We start from the raw sequence: 24,024 nt of genomic DNA, 5'->3' as shown, positions 1-24,024 counted from the left end.
GCGACCTGCCAGCGACTGACACCTTCTCAACTGTCCATAGAGGACTACTTTCGAGGCACACTCGTCTCATCTGGGTGATTCACCTAATTTTGCGAAGGGGTCGTGAGTGGTATCTAGTGGTGACGCAAAGGTGTCGGGTCGCGGGGTTTCGCTCGCGACCGTGGGGCGATGGTGTCGCGAAAGCCACTTACGGGACGTCAGGCGTCGCGAAAGTGGCTTTCGCGACGCATCTCGACCATTGGTTCGGCAAGGCTACGGCACCGGCGTAGCGAAGGCTTCTCGTCGCTGCCGCACCCTGCCACCTGTGCCCTACCCCTCGAATTCGAACTCCAGAACTTGCCCCTTGTGGACACTCTGGAGCAGGCTCGTTCCTGTCACGCTTGCCTTACCTCTCGATACACCACACCCGCCACACCGCCTCCCGGCGGAGGTCCCTTCCTGGCCTGGCGGCATCCCTGGACCGGGGCGGTCTCCGGTGGCGGGAAGGCATAGAAGCGGACGGAGAGTTCCTTCTCACCTTCCCCCGGACGACGTCGGCGCCCGCAGTACCGCGCGATCAGTTCGCGGTACTCCGCGTCCAACTCGCGGAATTCCCCTTCCGTCAGCCGCGTCGAGGTCCGTTGGGCTGTCGACCACGGACCGAACTCGTCGCGGTGCTCCGCGGCCCAGGACAGCAGGGCGACCTCGTTCGCGTACTTCACGTCGAGGAACGCGGTGACCCGCTCCCGCTCTTCGCCGTCGTAGTCCTCCGGCCTCGGCTCACGCAGGTCCTGCGGGATCGCGTTCCAGACGCCTTTCCGATTACGGCGCACGAAACCGTTGTCTCGCAATATTTTCAGGCACTCGGCGACTTCTTCTCGACCCAGTCCCGTCCGGCGCGCGACCTCTTCCGCTCCGGCGGGCAGCTCGCGGGTCACCTGGTGGTATCGCGGGTCCTCCCGCATCGCGATGTCCCGCAACGTGACCGCTCGCCGCGGCATCGCGGTGCTCGACAACCGCCGCGCGGCGAGGGCGAACAACACGGCGACCGGGATCTCGACGAGGACGGCGAGCGCGACGCTGGTCCACCGTTCGGACGACGTCCAGCCGAGCGTGACGTCGAACCACGCGTCGCAGCACAACATCGCGGCCGTGGCGGACAGCAGCGGCACGGCCGCTCGGCGACGACGCAGCCCGAGCCACGCTCCGGCCGCGAAGCAGAGCAGGAGGGCGACGTCGAATCCGACCCAGGCCGCGCGCCACTGGCCGGTGTCGTACCGGTCGGGCAACGTGTGCGCGAGGTAGACGGTCCAGGGCACGAGCAGGACCGCCGCGCCCGCGAGCACCGTCAGCAGTATTCGTCGGATCATGATCACGACGGTAGAAGCGGGCGACGGCAAGGGCATCCGGGTTTTCCCTGGTCCGGCCTCAGGGTCGCCGCACTAGCGGGGAAGCGAATTGCCCCAGAGCAGGAACCAGACGCCCACGAACACGAGAAGCAGCCATCGCGGCGCGGAACGGCTGCCGGTGAGTTTCGGCAGGCCGCGATCGGCGAGCTCTTGCATTCGGTCGACGAACCTCATGACCACGCCGCCGTAGTCATAGACCACCTGCGGAGGAATACGTCCCGCTCGCCGGAAGACGCGGCTAAGCGCCCAGTCCGGCGTGAGCAGCACGAACCGGAAGCCTTCGACGACCTTCTTGACCGGCCGACGCAGGGCCGAGCCCGCCCACGGCACGACATAAGTGAGGAGCAGCCACGCGATGAGATAGCCGAACGCGGCCGCGTAGACGAAGCCCAGGAAGACCCTGAACCACAGCGCGAACCCGAGTCGGTCAGCGGCCTCGTCTAGCAGGCCGAAAAGACCGCTGACCAGCGGTATGTCCGAAATCGGGTTCACCGGAGCGTCACCAGGCATCGTCGTCTTCGTCATCATCGTCGTCGTCCTCCACGCGGCGGCTCGCGACCCGTGTCGGCGGCGGCGGTTTTTCGTCCACGGCGGCCGACTTGCGCGTAGCCAGCGGGTTGACGTCGCCGATGTGGTCCGAAACCGTCTTGGCCGCGTCGTTCATGATCACCTTGACGTCGTGGCGGTTGACCAGTTTCTTCTCGATCAACATGTCCAGGACTTCGCGCGCCTTCTCCGCGTTCTTTTCCTTTTCCCGAAGCACCAGGTTGATCACGGCCTTGGCATCCTCGCCGTGTCCGGAGAGCACCAGGGCGAGCATGCTCATGTTGTCGTCGCGCAGCGCACCGACGTACATGTCCATACGCTGCTTCTTCAGCGCGAGGTCGTTCTCTTCTCTGAGCATGGACAGTTGCCGGTCGTGCTCGGTGATCCGCAGTTCCTCCAGATGTCTGCGCTGGCCGGCTTCGGGATCGATCAGTACCGAGCAGCGGTCGATCACCAGCGCCGAAGACACGACGATCGGCTTGTCCCGGTAGCTCGCGTTGATCTCGGCCTCGGCTTGGGGGTTCTCGGTGAGCGAGAATTTACGGGTGACCGTGCGCAGTTGTCCTTCGAGAGCGCGTCGCACCTGCCCGACCGGATCGTTCAACCCGGTCCGCACCGCGATGATCGGATCGGCGACTCGCCAGCTGACATGCACGGTGGCGGGGAAACGAAACGCTTCCTCACGTGACGGCAGTTCGAGCGAGAGGACGTCGTCGTGCGTGGTGAGGTCGACGGTGTACATCTCGCTCGGCGTATCCAGCCAAAGCTCACCCATGGTCAGTCTGCTGGTCGCGAGTTCGTAGGAACCGCGCCTGGTGAGGTAGACGATGGCCGTATGTCCCGACGAGGCCGGGTTGACCTTGCGCAGGCTCGCCCGGGTGACATCCATGGTGCGCACGATCTTGCTGTCGTCGGCGGGCTCCTCGCTCATCCAACGGTCCTTTCTTCGAAGTGGAGCAGCAGCGTTTGTACGGTTCCGGCCAAGTTCCGCTTCGCGGTGGCCAGGTATTCGAGATGTTCGCGGATACTGCCGAGTTCGCCGGATTCTCGACCCAGGTCGTACAGGAACCGAGCGAGCGGTTCACGGAGCGTCCGGTCGCGCCGCGCCCGCCTGACCCAGTTGTCGATCCGGGTGTAACCGCCGTGCATGAAGCCCGCGGCGATCAGCACACGGCCGAACAGCGTGAGGACCTGCGCGCGTTGCCCGGCGTCCTGCTCGGCCACCCAGAGGAAGATCGGCCACTCCTCGGCACTCTCCGCCACTTCCACGTCCAGATAGAGGGAGATGATGAGTAATGCTCTGAGGCCGGTCTCGCGCCGCTGCGGGAATCTTTCGTCCGCTGTCCAGTTCAGGAGAGCTTCCAGTACCGGCGTACGTTGTTCCGGTTCCCGGAAGAGACGGCAGACGCTTTCGCCGATCACGTGAGAAAGGACCCGGTCCTTTTGTCGGGCCGCGTATTTCAGCAGACTGAGGACCTTGTCCGTGCTCATCGCCTCCGTGGTGCCCAGCGCCTGCGCCGCGGTCCGTCGATAGGTACCCGCTATGCCAGGCTTCTTTATCCAGTCGGTGAGCAGCCTCCCGACGACCCGGCCGAGCGCCGGATCTCGGCTGGGTATCTGCAATGCGGCGGCGGCTGCCCACCGCGGATCGCGACTGTTCGCCATCACCCAGGCGTCGATGATCTTGCTGTAGATCGACGGGAAATCGTAACCGCTCAACAGGCCGACAGCCACAGCCGCACGCGTACTCAATCGTTCGTTGTTCTGCTCACCCAGATCGATGAGCCATTCCCTGACGAGCTCGAATTCCTCGCTGTACTGCGCACAGATGTGATCCAGGAGGCGACGCGGGAATCGGTCATCGTGAAATCGGACCTTCCGGACCGCGACATCGCCGTACTTCAGTTTCAGGGTGTCTTGGAAGACTTCAGCCTTGGCAGCATCGAGTCGCTGTTGTAGCGAAGTTTTGAAGAGCGGCTTCGCCCGGTCGAATCGACGCGGGACCTCAACCGCCTTGATCCGCTTGGCGAGCATGGCCGCCGCGTCCGACACCAACGTCACCGTCTCGTTGTTGAGCACCGCCAACGCGATTACGAAGGCTCGTTGCTCCGGGTCGGATTGCCGGCCGAACCACTCGAGAAAACTGGCTTCGGTCACGCGCGAGTAGCGCTCGCGAACCAGGTCGAGACCGATGCGGTCGTGTGCCACCTCCACCAGCAGAGCACCGAGTTCGGCGAGTTCGCGCGGAGGCACATCCTCGGTGATCTCGGCGATGATCTCTTTCACTTCGGGGCGGGACAGCAGTGTGTTGGCCGTGCTCTCGGCGGGTGACCCCCGCAGGCCCCATTCGATGTGCCGGGTCAACAGAACCTGCGGTTCGATCGCGCCGATTTCGCGGATGACGAAATCATCGATTTCGCGAGCGGGCAACGGCACGTTCTCGCCGACGATGACGATCATCATGCAGCCCTTTTCCCGCATCAGTCGGCTGATCTTTTCGACGTGGAAAGACCGAATCCCGGCCGCTTGGTCCGGAGCGAACGATTCGAGGAGGTAGCCGTGGGCTTCCTCGAAGTCGTCGGCTTCGAGCGCCTTCAGTTTCGTGTCGGGATCGAGTTTGCGCACCCCGGTGCGGCAAGCCTGGTCCAGTAGACGCAGTGCGGTCGTCGTCCGTCCGGAACCGTTGCGCGCCCTGACGAAGACCACCTGATGTGACTCCAGTGCTCGCTTCAACTGTTGATAACCCGCCGGTTCCACGAATGAAGCGCGGATCCGGTCGAGCAGCGCGGACGAGACCGGGCCGCTACGCAAGGGAGAGCCAAAGCCACGCGTACTCGCGGCCGAATAGTTGTCGCCGAGTGCGGAGACCGACGTCGACCCGAAGAAGATGTTGTTCGTGCCGGTCCCGCCGAGCCGGAGCCCGCCGCCGAGCAGTGATTGCAGGGCATCGTCGAAGTTACGGTTTTCTTCCTTCCACGTGGCCGGGTCGGTGTCCGGTTTCTCTTCCGCCGGAACGCTTTCCTTGGCATCGACCGGTACCGCCGCCTCGGGCTCCCGCTGGGGGGCCGGCTCCGGTTCCGATTCTTGCGGCGCGGCGTCAGCCTCGGGCTGGTCCGCGCCTTCTTGTGGAGCGATGTCTTCGTCATCAGACATTCGAGCCCCCGTAGTGGTTGTCGCCCAGGTGATTGATGGATGCCTGACCGAAGAAGGCATTGGTCGTCGTTTTGCCCGGCATCCCGTGCTTCGGTTCTCCGGGAACCGGAGGCTTCGGGTAGCCGGGCACCCTCAGGAAGAGAGCGCTGCCGTCGGGCTGAGTGACCTGCCGGTAGCTCGACGCACCGGCACGCCCCGAGCGGAGCACGCTGTCGTGGATTCGTTGGGAGGCGACCACCACGCAATCCGCCTTGGGCGCGGCCGCCAGCGTTTCGCCGACGACGGACGCGTTGACCGAGGCTTCGGTCGTGGTGATGTCGAGGCATCGCAGGCCGTTGCCCGCGGGCACCTCCCCCTCGTGCACACCGATCCGGAGGCTCGTGCCGGACAATCGGGCGAGCTGCTCCTCGGCGACCGATTCGAGCGCGGGGATCACGGTGGACATCACTTCGGCCGCGGTCCGTTCCGAGACCGGAATCACCGTCGTGCTCCGGGAAGCCGTTCGCGACCGCAGCTCCGGCGGTACCTCCACCCGGCAGCGGGTGAGGGCGATTTCGAGGATCCGGTCGAGGTTCAGGTCCGGATTCTCGGTGGCGAGGACCAGAATGGTCCCTCCGACCGTCCTCAGGACGGGTGTGCGCCCCATTTTCGCTATGAGCTTCTGCACCACGGTGGCCGGTGAAGTGTCCCTAGCGTCGATGTAGCCGATGGTCTCCCGTAGTCCCGGGATCTTCGTGTCGTCGAAGCGGATCGGCAGGATGTAGGCCTCCGCGCTGCGGATGGCGCGTGCCTGGGCGGAGACCCGCTCGTGGTTCGGCCAGACCTTGCGCGCGAAGTCCGCCGAGGCGAACAGTAGGCAGAACCGGGACTGGTAGTTGTAGACCTCGTCGAGATGGGTGTAGGTGTCCTCGCCCCACATGTCCACGGTCTTGTACTCGTCGAAGAAGACCTTGACGCCACCTGCCTCGAGCAGCTCGGCGACTTCTCTCGCGTAGTCGCGTTGCTGCCCGGCGAAGGACAGACAGACGTCGTACCGCTGCTCGGCCGATCGGTTGTGGTCGGTCATTCCCATGCTCCTTGGTGTCCAGATCACCCGACGTCGCCGACGATCCCGTCGGCTGCCTGTTCGTCGCCCGGTTGTTCGCAAGCGAACAGGGCCAGGTCCGACCAGACGATCGGCGGGGTCGCGTCGAGTCGCGCGGAATGCGCGGTGACAGGGTCTTCGGCCAGATCCGGTGAGCCGATCGGCGTCGAGGTGGCCGTATGCTCCGGGCCCAGCGCTTCCGGCAGCCAGACCTGCGTCGCGGTCGCGACGGCACGGTATCCGGACCCCGGGTTCCAGTACCGGGTGTTGAACGTCCCTTCGCTCGGCTCGCCGGTAGCCCGAAGTGCCGTGAAGAACGAGACGGCCGAAGTCGGTTCGCCGTCGACCGGCGAGACAGCCGGGAACAGCTCCTCGAGTCGTTGGCCGGGAAGCTCGTCAATGACGTGCGCGCGGATTTCCTCGACAAGGATCTCCTCTGCCGCACCTTCGCGCAGGTCGGACCACAGCGCGCGGCGCGCGGCGGGCTCGGTGTCCGGATCCGGCCTGGGATCCGAGTCGGCCAGTCCTCGGTCGAATCTGAGCGCGGACATCGACTTCGCGACGGTTTCGGCGTACAAGGCGGAAGTCCAGCCGCTGACGAACAATCGGCCACCGACGATCGACGTGAGCCTTGCCAAGGTCCGCGGTGCTATCTCGGCCGTCGCCACCCCGAACGCCCACGGTCGGGGCAGTGCCGCCAGATCGGCAGGTGTCAGCTTGGGCATCGCCGTGCCGTCGCAGCCGGAGTGCGTGACCATCGCGATCGTCGTGGCGACGTCCTGATATTCACCACAGGCCGTCGTGAGCCGGATCAGTTCGGCCGCCTCGTGTTCGGCCGCGCGGTGTGCGTCTTCGTACTCGGCCGTGACGCGGACGAACCCGCGCGCGTCGGCGAACCACAGGTGGAACCCGTACGTGATGATGATCATCGAGCAGACGACGAAGCCCGCGACGGAGCCGCCCGCGAGCAGCGCGGCCTGTGACCGATCGAGCGTTCCGGCGAGACCGGCGATCAGGCCGCCGACGGTCCCGGTCAGGGCAAGCACGCATATCACCAGCCAGGCCCACCACAGTCGCACGGTCACCGTGAAACTCGCGAACAACGTCGGCCGCGCCTCACGCAGGCGCTTCAACGCCGTCAAGAACGCGTTCTTCGCCGCGTTCGCGTCGTCGAGCAGGCGGGTGCCGATACCGGACAGCAGTGAACCGGGCCGATCGTCCTGCCATGCCCTCAGTGACGTCTCCGAGGCGGGTGGTGGTGGGCTGATCGACGTCGGGCCGAGAGCCTCGCGCCGCGCTCCGGACACCGGTTCCAGGCAGCCGTCAGGGAGTCGTCCCGCGTCGGCCAAACCGAAGGCGAGCTGTCGCAGGCACGACCATTCGGCGGTGAAGCCGCCTGGCCTGCCGTGCTTCGCGACGTCGGCGAGCAGCGCCCGCGCCAGGTCGACCGTGCCTTTGGTGACCTCCAGATCGGGAAGTCTCTCCGTGTCCAGGTCCCGTTCGTCGAGCCCCACCACCGCATCGGTCTCCGCGTCGACGCGGAGCCGCTGGGCGAACCGCTTGGCCCGGTCGTGGGCCCCGTCGGACGCCACCGCGCCGAGTTCTTCACGCAGTTCGGGGATCCGGCCACGGACGAACAGCCCCAGTAGCCGGAGCACCTGTCCCGGCGTGATCCGCAGAGGACGGCGACCTCGGCCGACGTACGGCGTGCGGCGCACCCGTGCGCCAGGCCCGCCCAGGTAATCGGCGGTGGCACGCTCGACGACCCCATCCGGATCCTTGGCAGGCACGGCGTTCGCGCATAGCGCCACCCAATCCGGTTCGCGTCGGCGGGACAGGGTCGCGCGCACGAGCTCCGCGGCGATGCCGTCCCCGCGCACGGCACGCGCGTGAACGCGTACCAGTCGGACTCGAGGTTCCTGGTGCCCGGCACCCGCCACGTCGTCGTCGAACGGGGCGTCGTCCATTCCCGGCCAGTTACCCCCGATCGAGGCGACCGCGAGGGCGGCATGCGCGGCCAAGTCCTCGGCGGTGTGTATCTCGCGGCTGCTGTGGCGGGGATCCACGCTGTCCTGGTCCACGACGACCGCGGTGGTGTCCCATCGGTTGGACAGCACCGAGCAGGACACCTTCGCCACTCCCGTCGCCGGCACCAGAACGCCCACTGTGGACAGTCGCTGGCCACGGCCGAGATGGCGCTCGATGAGTCCCTTGACCCGTAAGGAGAGCGCCACCGATCCGAGCTCACTCTCGTTCCCGGTCAAGGTCTGGAGGCAGAGCAGGCGCACACGGTCGTACTTGACCGCCGCCAGCGCGTCGAGCAGCGGGACCGGATCGGCACTCCGATCACTGTGGCGTACCCAGTGCCTGCCCTCTTCTTCCGCCTCCCACCACAGAAACGGCCGGACGAGGCCCGCCGCTCGCCAGGCCGTCAGTACGTCTCTGGTTTCACCGGCTCCGATCACGACGGTGATGGTCCGCACCGGCTCACCCCACATCGGACGGATCGATGGATTCACCGTTGACCACGGCATCGTGGAAGGTCGCGAGCGCGCTCCAGATGTCTTCCCGTATCTCCCAGGCTCGCGAGACCCCGAGTGCCGACACGGAATTGAGCGGCAGATCGCGGAACGAATCGTAGTGGTGCTGGTACTTCTGCACGTACTGGAGGGCAAGCTTCACCCGGTCTTCCGGTGGGTCGTGCCTGGTACCCGCGACCTCCGGCTCCGGAACGGGTGCGTCCGCCACGGTGAAACCGTTCTCCAGCCAGCGCGCGAATTCACCTTTGTCGCTGAGTTCGTCCTGTTGCTCGAGCGACTCGCCGAGCCGGATCAGCCGTTCATAAGGCGCGGAGTCGGCGACGCCGACGACGGTGACGGCCATGGACTCGAGCACCGCGGGCAGCCACTCGTTCAGTTTGCGGATCTTCCTGCCCAACAGCGGGAAGGGGAACTTCGCATATCCGTCAGGAGTCCACACTTCGGTGGGCACCGTGCGCAGGTCGCCCCCCTCGCATTTGATCTGATTGAGGAAACGCGCCACGAACCAGCCTCGAACGATGTTGCGGCGGACGGTGGGAGGACAGGGCACGAACCACGGAAGCCCCCTCGCCCGGCGCCAGGTCCAGAAGCCCGCCATGTTCGGCTGACTCCTCTCCTGCTGCCATTGTGCGGCGATCGGGTGGGTGAGCGAGGAAATCACCGAGGGCTGTACCGGTGCGTCGAGGAAGGTGAAGATGTCGATCCGCTCGGTGTCCCGCGTCCCGAGCAACTGCCCGAAGTCGGCGTCGCTGTGCGAGGCGAAGACCTTCCGCGCGGCCTCCTGCCCCGGATGTCCGGTCGGGAACGGCAGCGGTGTCATCACCTCGCGGTAGCCGAGGGACCGCTGGTGCACCCGCATCAGGGCGGGTGCGTCGATCGCGATCAGCGGGCGCGACAGTTTCACCGCCTGTGCCAGCAGATTGCGGAAGTGCTCGAGCCGGAGCTCGTGTTCTTGCCGCCGGTCGCCCTTCTCCGCCAGATAGGTACGCAAGGTCTGGCCGAGATGCCGGGCCATCGGGGTGTCCGGGCGCCGGATCCAGTCGCGGGCACGCTCCCGCAGCGCTGTCACGGCGAGCCCGGTCTTGAATTTGGCGGCGGACGGACTTTGTGCCTGCCGCAGCCGTGCGTCGCGAGGGACCCAGCGCTTCGTGGTTTCGATGGCGCGTTGATCCTGCCCGGTGATCACCTCACGGCGAGCACGCACGAGCGCGTTGCCGTCGTTCTCGTCGTTCGACTGCGCACGCAACAGCCGGGTGAACTCTTCGGGATACGAGCTCACCCGCTCCAGCACGAGTTCGTTGCCCGCGGGGTAGTAGGGACCGGGGACCGGTGCGTCCTCGACCGGCCAGCCCGGTACGGGCGACGGCTGGACGGACGACCCCACACGATCCGCCTGCAAACCGTCCAGACCGCCGACGAGTGCCGTCCTGAGCGGATCGAGCAGGTTGTCTCCGATGTCGCGGATGAGCTCGATCGCCAGTTCGTGCACCAGCACTTCGGTCCGATTATGGAAGCAATCGATCGCCGCGTCGATCGCCTGGGCCACTTTGGGGTGGTCGGCGGGCATCGTGGTCGTGCCGGCCAGCGCCGCACTGACCCGGCTGTTCATCTCGGTGACCATGCGTTTCTGGCTGTTCAGCTCGTCGACCAGTTCTTTGACGACGATCTCGGTCAGCTCGATCTTCACCTGCCGAAGCACGGCGACCGCCACCGGACCGCCTTCGGCCGCGAGCAGTTCCGCGGTGTGTGCCTGGATGACCTTCTGCAGATCGCGGGTCCATCCGGTCGTGGCTTCGAAGTAACGCGCCTCGCAGGCGGTGAACTCCGTCGTCCATTGCTCGGTCATGCGCTCGGTGACGCGCTTGGCCACCAGTCGGGCGTCGGCCTTCGGCGGCCATTGCGCCCGCACTTTGTCGAGCAGCCTCGGCCTGATCTGCGCACGGACGTCGTCGCGGGCCTTGTCGCTGCTCAGGCCACCCCGGATCGCGTCGAGAATGTCGTTGCGGTGAGGCCCTTGTTCGTCGAGGCCGCAGTTGGAGAGGAAGCTTCGTACCGATACCTCCACCCGGTCCTGTCGCGCTTTCTCTTCGTTGACCACCTTTTCGTCAGCGACGCGCCAATGACCGGACAGCACGTGTTCAACCGCTTCCCGGGTCAGCCGATCAGTGCTGTATCCGGCGAAGCGATCCAGCCCGATGCCGACTGACGCGCACCCGAAAGAGCTGAGCGGGATCTCGGTATTGTCGCCGGTCAGTCCCGTCCGATCCGGCCCGTTGGCACGCGACGCCCAGTTTCCGATCTCGTAGCTGGAGAACCTGGACTGGATCTCGGGGCTGGTGGCCCACACGGTCATGCCACGTGCCACCGCCTCGTAGACCTCCCCCTGGTCCGAGTAGTTCACCTGACCGTTGGTGCGGCCGATCAGGTAGGGAATCCGCGGTCCGCGCGTCGTGATCCTGTCCACCGCCGCCGCGCCCGCCGCGCGCAGGAACGAAAACTCGTCCTGCGAAGACGCCTCGCCGTTCCACCGGCCGTTGAGGAGTTCACAGACGGTCGCGAGCGCGTTGGGGTTGATCCCGGCACGGTCCGCGGGCGACAGCTCGTCGAAGACCTCCGGTGTGTACATCACCGAGACCAGGCGCCCCTGCACGCTCGGCTCGAGCTGGCGCAGCATGTCGCAGACGTCGAGGAACAACCCGGACCCCGAGCCTCCTGCGAGCGAGGTGACCACCACGACCTGCGTTGGGTTCTGGCTGGGCACGCCGTCCCCGGTCAACCGTCGGCAGACCTCGCTGAACTCTTCGTTCGCCTGTTCACTGTGGAGCGCGTTGACCGCGGTACGCAGCCGTTCGTGCGCCGAGGCCATCCGCGCACCGAGGATGACGCGCCCCACCGCGCGGAAACGGCCCCCACCGGACTCCGGCGCGACGTTGCACTCGTCGGGATCGGGCCGCCAGCCGGCGGTGTGCCGGACCACGGCGTCGCCGCGCGCGCACAGCATTTCGTCGACGTCGCGATAGGTCAGCCCCTCGACCGCCAGCCCGACGTAGTCGCTGGGCGGCAGCAGCGGGACCCGTTCCGGTCTGCGGTCCTGTTCGAGCGGCACATCGATGTGGATGAGCTGCCACGCGGCGGGCATACCGCCGTCATAGCCGCGTTCCGCGAGGTGTTCGAGCAGCCTGGCCCGGAGCATTCGCAGGGTCACCCCGCCGGATCCGCCGACGCCGACGACGAGGAACTTCTGCAACATCTCGTTCTCCTAGAGAGTTATTTGGGCGGGATGAACGGTTCCGGTTCCGGTTCCGAGTCCCGTGCGAGACCGGTTTCCCGGAGCCGGATCCGTTCCGCGGAGTTGCGCACCTCGGCCGGCACTTCCGTTTCGACGGCTTCCAACAGGCGCGCCAGCTTCGCCCGGAGGTGGAAGTCCGTCACGAACAAGTGCAACGTCGCGCGAAGTGGTCCATCGGTGCCGGGTGAGGCCTGGTCGACGACGAGCACCCAGGTCTGGCCGAGGTCGAAACCGACCCGTCCCCAGTCGGCCTTCTTCCGCCCTCCGCCCGCGGCGGTGAGGACGCCGGCACCGCCGGCGCGGACGGTTCCGTGTGGCAAGGACCACGGCAGCAAAGGGATTCGACGGCCGAAGCTCAACGCGCCGGACGCGAACCCCTTGCACCTCTCGCTGGGAGCACCGTCGAGGTAACTGAACGATTGCACTTCCAGCACTTCTCGAAGCGGTCTCGCCGTCACGGCGTCACGGACGTCGATGCTCGTGACTTCGACCTCGCGTTCGGCATGGCGAATCTGTCCGGGATCGAGGAACCGCGCGGACCACCGGTTCAGCAGCCACAGCAGCACGAACGGCAGAAGCACGCCGCCCGCGACGATCAGGACGAACAACGCCCACTGCGTGACCGCGTCCGGCGGGCGGTCCATTTGGAACCGCACCGGGACGTTCAGTTCACGTGGGGGTTCGCCGTCCGCTGTGAGCGTCGCGGTGAACTCACCCTGCGCGACTCCGCTGCGCACGTTCTCCGGCGAGACCTCGACGCCGATCTGGGTGCTCTGACCCGGCCCGACGCGCACGCAACGCTGGGGATCGGTGGCGTCCGGAGTGAAGCGGGTGGTCATCGCCCCGGTGTTCGGCGGGGTCCGCGTGAACCTGGGGGTGAACCAGACACACCCATTGCCGCCACGCCCCCCGGTGACGGTCAGCGAGCCCGTGGTCGTCCCGCTGTCGAGGATCGGCGGCAGGTCCAGCGTGCCGGTGACAGTGGGGTACGCCGACGGAGGTTTGACCGTCACCTGCCGCGTCACGGCGCGCGGCTGCAACCGCAGGCCGGACGCAGTCACTACGTCGAGAGTCACTTTCAATGTCGCCACCGAGGAGACTGTGGTGTCGGGCATCGCGAAAGCCGCCGTGTACGAACCCTTGGCTCCTGGACTCATCGGGATGTCGGCCGACTTACCCTGCGGATCGGTCAGCGTCGCGGAAACAGTGGCGGAGCGCACGAAATCGGCCGGCGTACGCGGTGATCCCGCTGTGTCGGTCACCCGGACCTGGAAATCGGTGCGCTTTCCCGCCTGGAATTCGGGCGTCGCGGGTTCGATCACGGGGATCAGGCCACCGAACACGGTGAGCTGCGACTGCGCGATCGCCGCGGGATTGGTCCCACCGGTGTCGACGAACCGGACGGTCCAGGTACCCGCCCATTCCGGCGTTGCCGCGGGTAGTCGCCCGTCGACGACCAGATCCGCCGGGGTCAACGCGGAAACGGTGAGCTCGGCGCCGCCGATGGTGAGCGGGCTTCGCTGGTCGGTCAACCGGACGGTGTTCCCCTTGGGGGAGTCACGTCCACCGCAATCCCAGGGCCGCCGAGCTTGAGCAGCAAGTGAAACTCACGAAGGGACTGATCGAGCGTGAAGCGCTGAGCGCAGCGTTCGTCTGCGGGTGAGGCGAGTGCGCACACGGTGACCGGCTGTGGCGCCGGGACAGGAGTGCCACCGAGCGCCTGTGCGATCGCGGAGTCGAACGCGCTGCGCAACTCCTCGAGACCACCGACGGCCACGTACTCGCCGGGTGGGCTCTTCGAGTCGCCACAGCGGGTTCCCGGCGCGTCCCGTTCGGCGATGGACTGCAGAAAACCTTGTTCCCGGGTTGCCAGCCCGAGCGCGACGATGGCCGTGCCCGCCTCGCGAAGCTGATCGGACAGCTGTCCGGGTCCACAGAGGAACTCCTTACCACGGGCGACGATCGCATCGAGGTCGGTACGGTTCACATTGCCGCTGTAGGGCCGGTCGAGGTTCTTGGTGGTCAGCTCGTACATCCCGTCGGTGAACAACAGCAGGAGGCGGCAGGGCGGTTGCGCTCCGCTCGCGGCGTCTTTGCGGACGAACTCGTTCTGTGCTCCGAGCAGCGCCGTGGCGAAGTCGGTGTCGCTGGCCGTGTTGCGTTCAGCGAATCCCCTGGCTTGGCCTTCGAGGTCACCGATCGTCGAGTGGTTCAGTTCGCGCCAGGGACCCGCCGCGAATGACGTGCCGAATCCCGCGAGTTGCACTTCTATCGTTTTCTTCGACGTCCCCTCACCGGTCGAGCCGTACCTCGCGAGCGTTCGCAACATGCTCACCAGCGCGTCGACCCGATTCGCGTCGACGTCGGTGCTCTTGAGGCTCTTGGATTCGTCGACCAAAGCCAGCACTGCGAGCTTCCCCCGTGCCGTGAAACACGAAGCGACCTCGCTGTACGCGGTCGACGGGCCGTTCTGCGCGGAGGTGCTGCCTGCCGGTGAAAAGGTCGTCAGGACGAGTGCCAGCAATACCGGCATCAGACGGGTGAAGCGGGTCATCAGCGCACCGCCAGTTCCGTGGCGATCGACCAGGCATGTGCCCCGGAGGCGACGATTCCGCCTAGCAGTACGGCCGACCAGCCGAACCGGGCCGAAGTCGACGCCAGGTACACCACATCCCGGGCGGTACGGCGATTCATGTCGACCTTCATGAAAACCGTGATCAACCCGGCGCAGACCACCGATCCCAGCAGGTAACCCACGAGATGGCTGCCGAAATCGCCGAAGAGGAGCAAGATGTACGAGCCTGCCACCGAAATCACGGCCAGCAGGAGAAGGGCCATAGGCGGCCTCTTCTCCTGCCATGAGTCGGCGTATTCATCGTTCATCGGGGACAACCATCCGTTTCCAGTCACCAGGCCGGGCCCCCACATAGTCGATTACTCCGATCGCCGCATCACGGTTTGGTCAGCCTTTGTCCAGAAGTTGTCAAACGTGACGCCGGAACCTTATTTCTGGACGTCGGAGCACGTGTTTGGTCAGAACCTGGACAAGTTTCCGTGCTCCTGGTGAATCCGGCGGAGAAACAGGGCAGGGTGAGGAGCAGTGTCGAGTGGATGTCACGAACATCGCCATCGACCGCGCGACGACTCACTGAGCAGGCAAAATCGGAGGAATCGAGCACTGATGTCCGAGAACGATTCCAGCGCGTCGGCCGAAGCCGACCTGCCCGGCCGGGTGCGTTGGTCGTGCGGCTTCGTCGGCAGGCGTCCGCAACTGCGTGTGATCCACGACGTCCTGTGTGGTGACACGTCCCCCGCGGTGCTCGTGATCACAGGTCGGCAGGGGATCGGCAAGAGCAGTCTCGCGGCCGAGTACGCCCGCAGTCGCCAAAACGCCTATCCCGGCGGAATCTTCTGGATGGGACCGTTCGGGCAGCACCCGCCGGAAGATTTCCTTTCGCGGTTTCATCTCGACCTGGCACGCGTGACGACGGAGAAGTTCGGCATCGACGTTCGTGGTACTTCGTTGACCCGGCTCCGACGAGTGGCCGCGGACCGATTTTCCGCGGAGAAGACGCTCCTGATCATCGACGACCTGCCGGTGGACCTACCGCCGAGCGTGCTCGATCAGCTGCTGGTCCCGTCGGGACGAGTGGCGACTGTACTGACCAGCCGGGTCCAGAAGTCGGCCTGGTGGCCGCCGGCCATGGAGCTCAGCGGGCTGACGCTGGAAGACGGTCTGGAGCTGCTTTCGACGGAGAGAGCGCCATTGGATCAGGAGGGCCGGGAAGCCGTGTTGCGGTTCGCCGCGCGCTGTTCCGGTGAGCCGTGGGTTCTTCGCGGCGCGGCGAGGGCGATCAGTGACGGGCTCGGAGTCAAATCCTTGGACACTCGCCCGCATGACGTGACACAAACTGTCCGGAACGAACTCGCCGGGCTCGATCCAGCGGTGCTCGCGGTTCTCCACATCGCCGCGGCACTCGCGCCGGTGCCGGTGCCGGTGCGGTTGATCTCGGAAGTGCTCGGCTTGGCGACCGAACCGCAGATGCCGCCCTTCACGGACGTGGCAGACGGCGGCTGGCAAGTACATGACGCCGCTCTCAATGTGCTTCGCGAGAATCCCGCACAGCTCGCGAGGTTCGCGTTCCGAGCGGAGCCGGTCCTGCTCGATTGGCTGGAGCATTACCGTGCTGATCGCCCGGACTTCCTGATCCAGCACGCCGAAGCGGTGGCGGATTGGCCGGTGCCACACCGAGCCCGGTTACTCCGGCCGACCGCGGAAGCCTACGAGACACTCGGTGATATGGCCGCAGCGGGTGAAATTCGCGCGAGAATACTGGCGATCCGCCCGGACGGCCCGGAAGACCTGCTCGCGGCGGCGCGGGTGGAGCTCGGCTGCGGGTTGCAGACCGAAGCGGTGAATCATGCCAGGAAGGCGGCCGAACTCGCCGCGGCCGATCAGCGAGTTCATCTCCGCGCGAAACTCGTCGCCGCACAGGCGTTGGACGAGCTCGGCAGGTATTCGGAAGCCGAGCAAGAGTTCTGGGAGAAACATGCCCACTCTGCGGGCGACGACGTCTCTGACGACGAAGACTTCCGATTAGTGCTGGCGACGGCTGTCGCGTGTCGGCTGCGCGGTAGACCCACTGACGCCGCCGCCCTACTGGAACCACTATTCCTCGCCCCTCATGGCGATTTCGCGAACGTCGTGTTGACGGCGAAACTGGAGTGGGCTCGGGTCTTGCACCTGACCGGGCGATCGTGGAAGGCCAGAGCCGTCGCGGACGAGGTCGTCGCCGCATACCGGACGGCGGGCCGTGAGTGGCATCCGGATTGCACGAAGGCGCAAGCCGTCCACGCGGACGCGGCACTCGAACTCGACCTGTCCGAGCTGAAACCCGCCGCGCCACGCTGGGAGTGGTCCGCGGTCGCGCTCCGCGAAGTCAAGACGGCATATGAGGAAAACCATGGTCGTGACCATCCGCTGACGCTCGCGGCGGCCGTACGTGCGGATCGGGCGCTGCTCGCACACGGACAACCGAGACGTGCGCTCGCGGCGCTGGCTGCCACCGAGCGGGACATCGTCCGAGTGTTGGCGGACGACCATCCGCTTCGCTGCCGAACCCGGCACGGGATGGGGATCGCGCACGGCATGCTCCGCGAATTCGAGCAGCAGACCGACATCCTGGACTCGATACTCGAGCCACAGATCCGGCTGCTCGGGACCGGTCACCCCGAAACCATCGAGAGTCACCTCGACCTGGCCATCGCCTTGGTGTTGTCCGGCCGGGAGACGGGAGACCGCGAGGTCGCGCTGGTAGAATCCGCCGAGCATGGCCTCGCCGGCACGGTGAACCCGGCGGCGAGGCTTTCGGCCAAAGCGATGACCGCGAGATGGGTCGTCCGGCTACCGAAGCCGGTATTATCGCTGATGGTCACCCGCGACCGGCTTTCCTGAAATCAGGAATGCGACGGCTCTGACCATTTCCATTTGACGCCGTACGCGAACCCTGGATCAAGATTTTCGAAACGGACATGGACCTCGCCCGCTTCATTCACCGGAATGCTCGCCCCTTCGGCGATCGGATCCCGGGCGTCGTCCTGGAAAGCCTTGTTCAGCAGGATGACCTCACGGGGCGCCCGCTCTTTTCCGAGCCGGACGTGAAGGTCGAAGAGATCGCAAGGATGCCGAGGGACGCATACGTAGTGCGGCTCGATCCTGGCACGAAATCGTAAGGCTATCTCATGCCTGTCGCCATGGTTCAACGCGATGGGCAGTTTGAGCGCCAAACCGAATCGGTCGGAAGACTCCATTCGCCTGCCGGTGAGTATCCCACCATGAAAGACCTCGACGTCCAGGTCTTCCTTTCGCGCCCGCGCTCCGGACGGATCCGGCGCGGTCACGGTCAGCGCGAGATCGAGCTCGGTGAGATCGTCGGTATCGGCCACCACCCGTCGGAACTCGAAGGCTTCCGGCATCGGCCTGTCGACGGCGAGCGCGACGCGCAGTTCCTCGGTGTGCCACTGGTGTGCCACGCGCCTCGCCCGTGAGTCCGACCGCAGTGCGCCGACCGCGAATTCCGCGAGTTGCGCTATGCCGTCGTCGATCCGGCGGCGCGCCGTCCGGTCGTCACGATCGATTCTGGTGGCCGCCCAATGTACCCGATCCTGATAGAACGGCATCCGCGCGTCCGGGGTGAGCCCGAACGCCGCCAGGACAACCGTCCGCAGGTCGTCGGGTAAGTGGGTACTAAGCACCGTCAGCCGCTCGGAAATCTTACGGCGGGTCTCGGTCACACCATCCTCGGTGGCGAGCTTGCATACCGCGCGGAGGGCCGGACCCACCCGCTCGACCAGCTGCGGCATTGCCACCCCACGACCTTTACGAAGTATCTTCAGCTCACTGATCAGGTCGCCTTTGCTGACGTCCACAGAACCTCCCCTGTCTGTCACGTGGCTGCATCCTGGCGAGTCGAGGAGGCGGTTGTCCAGTCGATCATGCTGGAAGACATTCGACTTCTTCGCCCCTACTGGCGAGGTTCTCGTTGGCCGCCAACATGAAGCGTTCGCGGTGAACCGGCCGGAGCGCAACTGTTCCCGGGCAGCCGCTGGAAAGTGACCGATCAGTACGTACTCGGATTACTCGATTCACCTTGTCCTGATTTCTCGAATTCCGGTGCGTCGAAGTGGCGCGCGGGACGGCCCGCGAAAGGATTGAGTCTCCACCCACTGGAGCCTTTAACGTCGCTTCCATGACGATCAAGGTTCTCGACACCTACCCCGCGATGCGGAAGATCCCGCGCGCCGCGGGCGGACCGCGCCGCGCTGCTCAAGGCGATGATCGAACCCGCCGCCGGGATGTACCGCTACTTCCCCGGCGACGTGGACGTCGTCGCGATGCACGCGATGAGTTCCGGGTTCCCGCTCGACCGCGATGAGGAACGCTGCTCGGAAGCGCTCGAGGCCCTCCGTGAAGCCGACGCCTGGACTCACGGTGCCGGACATCACCGTGCTCACCGTGCTGGGTGATCCCGGCGACGCGCACTTCATGGGCCCGAATCTGGGGATGACGGCGAACGGCAGCGTCTCCGGCTACATCCACCTCAATTTCTGGCCGTATCCGGAGAATTTGGCGCGGCTGGAGGCCACGGCGGTGCACGAGCTGAACCACAACCTGCGCTACAGCCCCGGCGGGGTGATCTGGGATCCGGCGACGGTCACCGTCGGCGAGCAGATCGTGTCCGAAGGGCTGGCGGACGCCTTCGCCCGCCAGTTGTACGGCGACGAACTCGGCTACACCCGCATCGGTGTGCCGCATCTGCACGACGACGCGGTGTTCGCGAAGGTCGTCTCCGGGCTGGAGATCACCGGCATGCGGAACTTCGCGGCCTGGGTGCAGGCGGCGACGGGTCAGACCGCCGCGGAGGCCCTGCCGGTGGACCGCCGCGACGTCATCGATACCGCGTTGGCCTAGGACTCGCGGCGCCTCGACCGGATCGCGAGCGCCACCAGCGCGCCACCGAGGAGCAGCAGGGACAGACCGGAGACCAGCAGTCCCCGGATCTCGCTGCCGGTCGAGGCCAGCGGTCCGTCGTCGGACGGTCCGCCGCCCGGGGTGGTCGCTCCCGGCTGCCCCGGCGTGGTGCTGACGCTCACCCCGGGGCCCGGGGTCGTGCTCGACGAGCTGCCGGTCGTCGGTGACGTGCTGCTGCTCGGGCTCGAAGACGTAGCGGTGCTGCTCGTCGGGCTCGACGACGTGGCACTGCCGGAGGAACTGCCGGCCGAACTGCTGCTGCTCGTCGGGCTTGTGGAACTCGCGGAAGAAGACGTGGAGCTGCTCGGGGTCGTGGTCGGCGTGCTGCCGCATTCGGGCAGGTCGCCGTCGAACGGGTAGGCGTGGAACTCCTGCCCGCCCCCACCGGTGACTTCGGAGGTGTGCACGAGCGAGCCCGTGGTGAAGAAGCGGCCGTTCATCCCGGACGCGGTGACGGTCGCGGTGCTCCCCGGCTCGCCGATCAGCACACTTCCCTGGAACTGGGCGCCGCCGGCGATCTTCACCTGGGTGGCGTCCGGGAAGTTCCACAGCAGTCGCTCCCGCAGTTTGTTCAGTGGGTCCCGGTCGTTCAGGTCTCCGGTATAGGTGTTGATCGTCCGGGCGGCTCCCACCATGTTGACCAGGATCGTCGCCCCCGCCGGGATGCCTTCGAATTCGATCCCCTGCATGCCGCCGGTGGCGCCGGTCAGGTCGAAGTCCACGGTGAACACCTGCAGGGCGGACTTGCCGTCCCCGGCGAACAGGGTGCGATATCCCTGGTTGGTCGCCGTGCCCGTGACCGGTCGCGACGTGCTGCCTTCCCGCGCGTAGCACTTGCTGGCGACCCGAAGATCCTCGCGCAGGCTCGAATAGGGTTTCACCGCGTCGGGATCCTTTTCGAGTTTGCCGGTCACCGTTCCGGTGACGGTTCCCGCGTGCCGGACGACACCGCCCTCGGCGAGCAACCGCTGGCCCCTCGCGACGCTGACGGTCCCGCCCGTGCTCAGGAAGTCCGCGCCGTCCGGCGGCGGAACGCGTGATCCGACACCGGCGATGCCGACGTTGTACACAGAGGACGCGCCCGCTCGTTTCGCCATGTCGAAATCACCGAGGACGACCACTCGTCCTTCGGCTTCCGCGGCCGCTTCGCGAACCTGGAATTCACCGCCGACATAAACGTTGATGCCGTTGTCCCGGCCCGCGTAATCCTTGTTGTTCACCGGCGGGTATTCGTCCGGACAGGCGGATCCGACGCACGGTCCCAATCCGCCCGGTAAGGGGGCGGCGACCGCGCCGTCGGTCACCACGAGGGCGGCCACGCACACCGCGGCGGCGGCACCGGCGGAAAGGGAGGCGAATCGCCTTGCGAGCATGGGGCGATTCTTGTGCCCTTCGACCGGGCGAACACAACCGGAAACCGGAAATACCCCCGACCGGGCGAGGAAGGTGACCCACCCCCTTCGTGGACGTGGGGTTTGGCAACGCCGATCGGCGAACCTGGACGATGGTCTTCCTTTCGATCCGCCGCGAGCGCGGTTTTCGTTCCGCGCGAATTCTCGCGAAAGTCGTTCCAGGTTCTGAGACCGGCGACTCGGCAGCGGCTCTCACCTGGCGGGTACTGGACCTGCGGGCGCTCGGGGCGTCTGCTTGACTGCTGCCCGTGCCGTCCGATCGTGAGACCTCCGTCGAAGCGGAGTTCCTGCGGGTGGTCGGCCGGTTCGCCGGTCCGGCCAGGGGCGCCGGGTTGCTGGTGATCAGCGTTTTCGGGGTGCTCGCCACGCCGTCGGACGCGCTCCCGCTCGCCTTCGGCCTGCTCGCGCTGGCTCTGGTCACCGCCGTCGCCGAGTACCTGGTGGGAAGGACCGGCCGGGGCAGACCGGTGGCGTTCGCGCTGGCACTGGTGCGCGCCGCGGCGATCTGCGGCACCCAGTTCCTGACCGCGCCCGAAGCGGGTGAGCTGAACCAGTGGGCGTTGAACGTCCTCACCGTCACCGCGATCACCCTCCAGTGGGAATGGCCGCCGAAGATCACCGTGCCCGCCCTCGCCTGCCTGCTGGCGATCGAGGTGGTGCCGCTCGGTTTCGAGGGCGGTCTTTCGGTGGTACTGCGAGTACTGCTCGAGGCCACTCTCGCCCGGGGCGCCTTCCTGCTGCTGTCACGGACGACGCGCCGGATCGACCACCTCCGTGACCGCCAGGCCCGGCTGACGCGTGAGGAATCCCTTGCCGTGGAACGAAGACTGCGGGAACGCGAGTATCTGGCCGTCCTGCACGACACGGCGGCGGCCACCTTCCTCACGGTCGCCCAGCGCGGGGAAACGGCGGACCCCGCCGAGGTCGCCGGCTACGCCCGCCGCGATCTCGCGATCCTCACCGGCGAATCCGGTTCCGGCAGTGTGGTCGATCTCGAGACCTCGTTGCGAGGTGTGCTCGCGCAGAGCCCGGTGAAGGTCGAGACGCACTGGTCGCCGGTCCCGCCGATCCCGGCGTCGGCCGCGCTCGCGCTGGTGCGGGCCGTGCGTGAGGCGCTGGTGAACGTCGAACGGCACGCCGGTGTCGGTGAAGCCCGGCTGACGGTCGAAGGCGGGGTACGCGTGACTGTCCGGGACGAGGGCCGCGGTTTCGATCCGGCGCGGACCCCGGCGCAGCGGCGAGGGGTGCGCGGTTCGCTCGTCGAACGCATGGCCGCGGCGGGCGGCCGGGCCGAGGTGACCTCCGCGCCCGGCGCGGGGACCACGGTGGAACTGGTGTGGCCGCATGAGTGAGACCGCGGACCGGGTACTCGGCGGCTGCCGGATCGCGGTCCTGCTCGCGACGGCGGCGATCCAAGTCGGGCTGAGCCTGCCCCGGCTGGACGACACCGCGGATCGGATCGCGTTCACGGCGCTCGCCGTGGTGCTCGCCGTGGCGGCGTGGTGGGTACTGCGCTGGAAGCCGGTCCCCTGGCCGGTCGCGCTCGCGGGGGCGGTGGTCGTCCTCGCCGCGTCGACGGTCGCCGTCCGGGCACTGCCACCGGATCAGCTGCTCGGCGACGACGATTGGGCGGCCGGCCTCGCGGGCTGGCATCTGCTGGTGCTGCTGCTGGACCGTCCCGCGCTCGCGATGGGCGCGCTCGTCCTCCAGATGACGCTCACCTTCTCCCGGCAGATCGGTTCGGCGCCCGCCGATCGTGGCGCGATCGGCAGCGTGGTGATCGTCGGGCTCAGCGTGCTCACCTTCCAGGCCGCGACGCTGGCGCTGATCAGGGTCGTCAACCGGCGCGCGGACGAGGCCGCGGAGTCCTCGGCGGAACGTGGTCGGCAGGCCCATCGCAAGGCACTCGCCGAGGAACGGGAAGCCGACCAGCGGAGCCGGTTCGCCGGTCAGCTCGGCGCCACCCTGTCGCTGCTCGCCGGACTGGCCGACCACACCTTGGACCCGCGTGACGAAGCGGTCCGGCGGCGCTGCGCGCTCGCGGCCACGCAGCTGCGGCGGCTGTTCGCGGAGAACGACGACGTGCCCGACCCGCTGTTGCACGAGGTCTCGGCCTGCGTCGATCTCGCCGAGCGGCGGGGACTGACGGTGACACTGGCGGTCAGCGGTGAACCGGCGCCGATCCCGACCGCCGTCCGCCGCGAACTGACCGGTCCGCTGATGACCGCACTGGTCGCCGCCCGGTCGCAGGCCAGGGTCAGCGTGCTGCGGACCGGCGAGGAGATCCGCGTCGCGGCGATCACCGACGGTGAACCCGGTGCGATGGCGAACGGATCGGGAGCCGTCGACGTCGAATGGCACGCACTGGGAAAACGATCGTGGATGGAGGCGAAATGGCGTTCGCGACCGAACTGACCGCGGTGGTCGTCGACGATCATCCGGCCGTACGGGCCGGGGTCGTGCACTGGCTGTCGTCGGGTACCCCGCCGGTCACCGTCGTGGCCGAAGGCGAGGACGTGCGGGCCGCCTGGATCGGCGAAGGCGCGCGTGCCGACGTCGTCATCCTCGACCTGCACCTGAACAGCACCACCCCGGCGATGGGCGATCTGCGACGGCTCACCGAGACGGGCCGTCGCGTCGTCGTCTACTCGATGCGGGCCGACGACGAGACCGTCCTGCAATGCCTCGAACTCGGCGCGCTCAGCTATCTCACCAAGGCCGAGGGCGCCGATCACCTCCTCGAAGCCGTGCGCGCGGCGGCGGCCGACCGGTCCTACACGCCGCCGTCGCTGGCGGGCGCGCTGGCCGGGGACCGCTCCGAACGGCGCCCCGCCCTCTCCGCGCGCGAGACCGAAGTGCTCATCGAGTGGTTCCAGTCCGAGTCGAAGGATTTCGTCGCGCACCGGCTGGGGATCTCCCCGAACACGGTGAACTCCCATCTCGAGCGAATCCGGGTCAAGTACGCCCAGATCGGCCGGGACGCCCCCACCAAGGCCGCGCTCGTCGCGCGGGCCATCCAGGACGGGCTGATCGGCGTAAGCGATTTGTGATCGGCTGTGGTGCGAACGGGCCGCAACCGCC

At 66.9% G+C, this 24,024-nt stretch carries 18 protein-coding genes; 6 read left to right on the top strand and 12 right to left on the bottom strand.

Features of this window, described 5'->3' with window-relative positions; all coding sequences use genetic code 11:
* Positions 1 to 374 precede the first annotated feature (374 nt).
* From ACZ6DT_RS20625 to ACZ6DT_RS20580, 10 genes are all read right to left on the bottom strand, one after another.
* Positions 375 to 1,349, bottom strand: a complete 975-nt coding sequence (locus ACZ6DT_RS20625) for a hypothetical protein (RefSeq protein WP_465597423.1) — start codon at positions 1,347 to 1,349, stop codon at positions 375 to 377.
* A 72-nt stretch (positions 1,350 to 1,421) separates the two neighbouring features.
* Positions 1,422 to 1,916, bottom strand: coding sequence for a hypothetical protein (locus tag ACZ6DT_RS20620; protein ID WP_465597420.1), 495 nt, complete (start codon positions 1,914 to 1,916; stop codon positions 1,422 to 1,424).
* Positions 1,888 to 2,865, bottom strand: a complete 978-nt coding sequence (locus ACZ6DT_RS20615) for a hypothetical protein (protein ID WP_465597417.1) — start codon at positions 2,863 to 2,865, stop codon at positions 1,888 to 1,890. Before ACZ6DT_RS20615 ends, ACZ6DT_RS20620 begins: the two co-directional genes overlap by 29 nt.
* The gene (locus ACZ6DT_RS20610; protein ID WP_465597414.1) at positions 2,862 to 5,087 is read right to left on the bottom strand and encodes an SPOR domain-containing protein; all 2,226 of its coding nucleotides are present in this window, start codon (positions 5,085 to 5,087) and stop codon (positions 2,862 to 2,864) included. Before ACZ6DT_RS20610 ends, ACZ6DT_RS20615 begins: the two co-directional genes overlap by 4 nt.
* Entirely contained in the window at positions 5,080 to 6,153 is a 1,074-nt protein-coding gene (locus ACZ6DT_RS20605) for a toll/interleukin-1 receptor domain-containing protein (protein WP_465597411.1), read from the bottom strand. The genes ACZ6DT_RS20610 and ACZ6DT_RS20605 overlap by 8 nt, the downstream gene beginning before the upstream one ends.
* 23 nt (positions 6,154 to 6,176) lie before the next feature.
* Positions 6,177 to 8,654, bottom strand: a complete 2,478-nt coding sequence (locus tag ACZ6DT_RS20600; protein WP_465597408.1) for a hypothetical protein — start codon at positions 8,652 to 8,654, stop codon at positions 6,177 to 6,179.
* A 4-nt stretch (positions 8,655 to 8,658) separates the two neighbouring features.
* The gene (locus ACZ6DT_RS20595; RefSeq protein ID WP_465597405.1) at positions 8,659 to 11,961 is read right to left on the bottom strand and encodes a tubulin-like doman-containing protein; all 3,303 of its coding nucleotides are present in this window, start codon (positions 11,959 to 11,961) and stop codon (positions 8,659 to 8,661) included.
* A 17-nt stretch (positions 11,962 to 11,978) separates the two neighbouring features.
* Positions 11,979 to 13,532, bottom strand: coding sequence for a hypothetical protein (locus ACZ6DT_RS20590; protein ID WP_465597402.1), 1,554 nt, complete (start codon positions 13,530 to 13,532; stop codon positions 11,979 to 11,981).
* Complete coding sequence (locus ACZ6DT_RS20585) at positions 13,529 to 14,554, bottom strand: hypothetical protein (protein ID WP_465597399.1); 1,026 nt, start codon at positions 14,552 to 14,554, stop codon at positions 13,529 to 13,531. The genes ACZ6DT_RS20590 and ACZ6DT_RS20585 overlap by 4 nt, the downstream gene beginning before the upstream one ends.
* The gene (locus ACZ6DT_RS20580) at positions 14,554 to 14,883 is read right to left on the bottom strand and encodes a hypothetical protein (protein WP_465597396.1); all 330 of its coding nucleotides are present in this window, start codon (positions 14,881 to 14,883) and stop codon (positions 14,554 to 14,556) included. The genes ACZ6DT_RS20585 and ACZ6DT_RS20580 overlap by 1 nt, the downstream gene beginning before the upstream one ends.
* 298 nt (positions 14,884 to 15,181) lie before the next feature.
* Here ACZ6DT_RS20580 and ACZ6DT_RS20575 point away from each other — a divergent pair, with 298 nt between their 5' ends.
* Positions 15,182 to 17,455, top strand: a complete 2,274-nt coding sequence (locus ACZ6DT_RS20575) for a hypothetical protein (protein WP_465597393.1) — start codon at positions 15,182 to 15,184, stop codon at positions 17,453 to 17,455.
* A gap of 2 nt (positions 17,456 to 17,457) precedes the next feature.
* Here the strand turns inward: ACZ6DT_RS20575 and ACZ6DT_RS20570 are convergent, their stop codons facing one another.
* Positions 17,458 to 18,429: a hypothetical protein gene (locus tag ACZ6DT_RS20570; RefSeq protein ID WP_465597390.1), complete on the bottom strand. Its 972-nt coding sequence runs from the start codon at positions 18,427 to 18,429 to the stop codon at positions 17,458 to 17,460.
* A 405-nt stretch (positions 18,430 to 18,834) separates the two neighbouring features.
* Between ACZ6DT_RS20570 and ACZ6DT_RS20565 the strand changes: the two genes are divergently transcribed.
* Positions 18,835 to 19,026 (top strand): hypothetical protein, encoded by a 192-nt coding sequence (locus ACZ6DT_RS20565; RefSeq protein ID WP_465597387.1) that lies wholly within the window; start codon positions 18,835 to 18,837, stop codon positions 19,024 to 19,026.
* On the top strand, positions 18,992 to 19,471 hold the full coding sequence (locus ACZ6DT_RS20560; protein ID WP_465597384.1) for a DUF2268 domain-containing putative Zn-dependent protease: 480 nt from the start codon (positions 18,992 to 18,994) through the stop codon (positions 19,469 to 19,471). The genes ACZ6DT_RS20565 and ACZ6DT_RS20560 overlap by 35 nt, the downstream gene beginning before the upstream one ends.
* Here ACZ6DT_RS20560 and ACZ6DT_RS20555 read toward each other — a convergent pair.
* Complete coding sequence (locus ACZ6DT_RS20555; RefSeq protein WP_465597381.1) at positions 19,468 to 20,904, bottom strand: choice-of-anchor A family protein; 1,437 nt, start codon at positions 20,902 to 20,904, stop codon at positions 19,468 to 19,470. The two genes, ACZ6DT_RS20560 and ACZ6DT_RS20555, sit on opposite strands and share 4 nt — an antisense overlap.
* A gap of 287 nt (positions 20,905 to 21,191) precedes the next feature.
* Here ACZ6DT_RS20555 and ACZ6DT_RS20550 point away from each other — a divergent pair, with 287 nt between their 5' ends.
* The 3 genes from ACZ6DT_RS20550 to ACZ6DT_RS20540 are packed head-to-tail and all read left to right on the top strand — an operon-like array spanning position 21,192 to position 23,993.
* Positions 21,192 to 22,295 (top strand): sensor histidine kinase, encoded by a 1,104-nt coding sequence (locus ACZ6DT_RS20550; RefSeq protein ID WP_465597378.1) that lies wholly within the window; start codon positions 21,192 to 21,194, stop codon positions 22,293 to 22,295.
* Positions 22,288 to 23,358 (top strand): histidine kinase, encoded by a 1,071-nt coding sequence (locus ACZ6DT_RS20545; protein WP_465597375.1) that lies wholly within the window; start codon positions 22,288 to 22,290, stop codon positions 23,356 to 23,358. The genes ACZ6DT_RS20550 and ACZ6DT_RS20545 overlap by 8 nt, the downstream gene beginning before the upstream one ends.
* Complete coding sequence (locus ACZ6DT_RS20540) at positions 23,337 to 23,993, top strand: response regulator (RefSeq protein ID WP_465597372.1); 657 nt, start codon at positions 23,337 to 23,339, stop codon at positions 23,991 to 23,993. Before ACZ6DT_RS20545 ends, ACZ6DT_RS20540 begins: the two co-directional genes overlap by 22 nt.
* Positions 23,994 to 24,024 lie beyond the last annotated feature (31 nt).

It is taken from the genome of Amycolatopsis sp. NPDC041971 (assembly GCF_055588925.1).
Note: the sequence above shows the minus strand (reverse complement) of the source record. Positions and strands in the feature narration are given on the sequence as shown.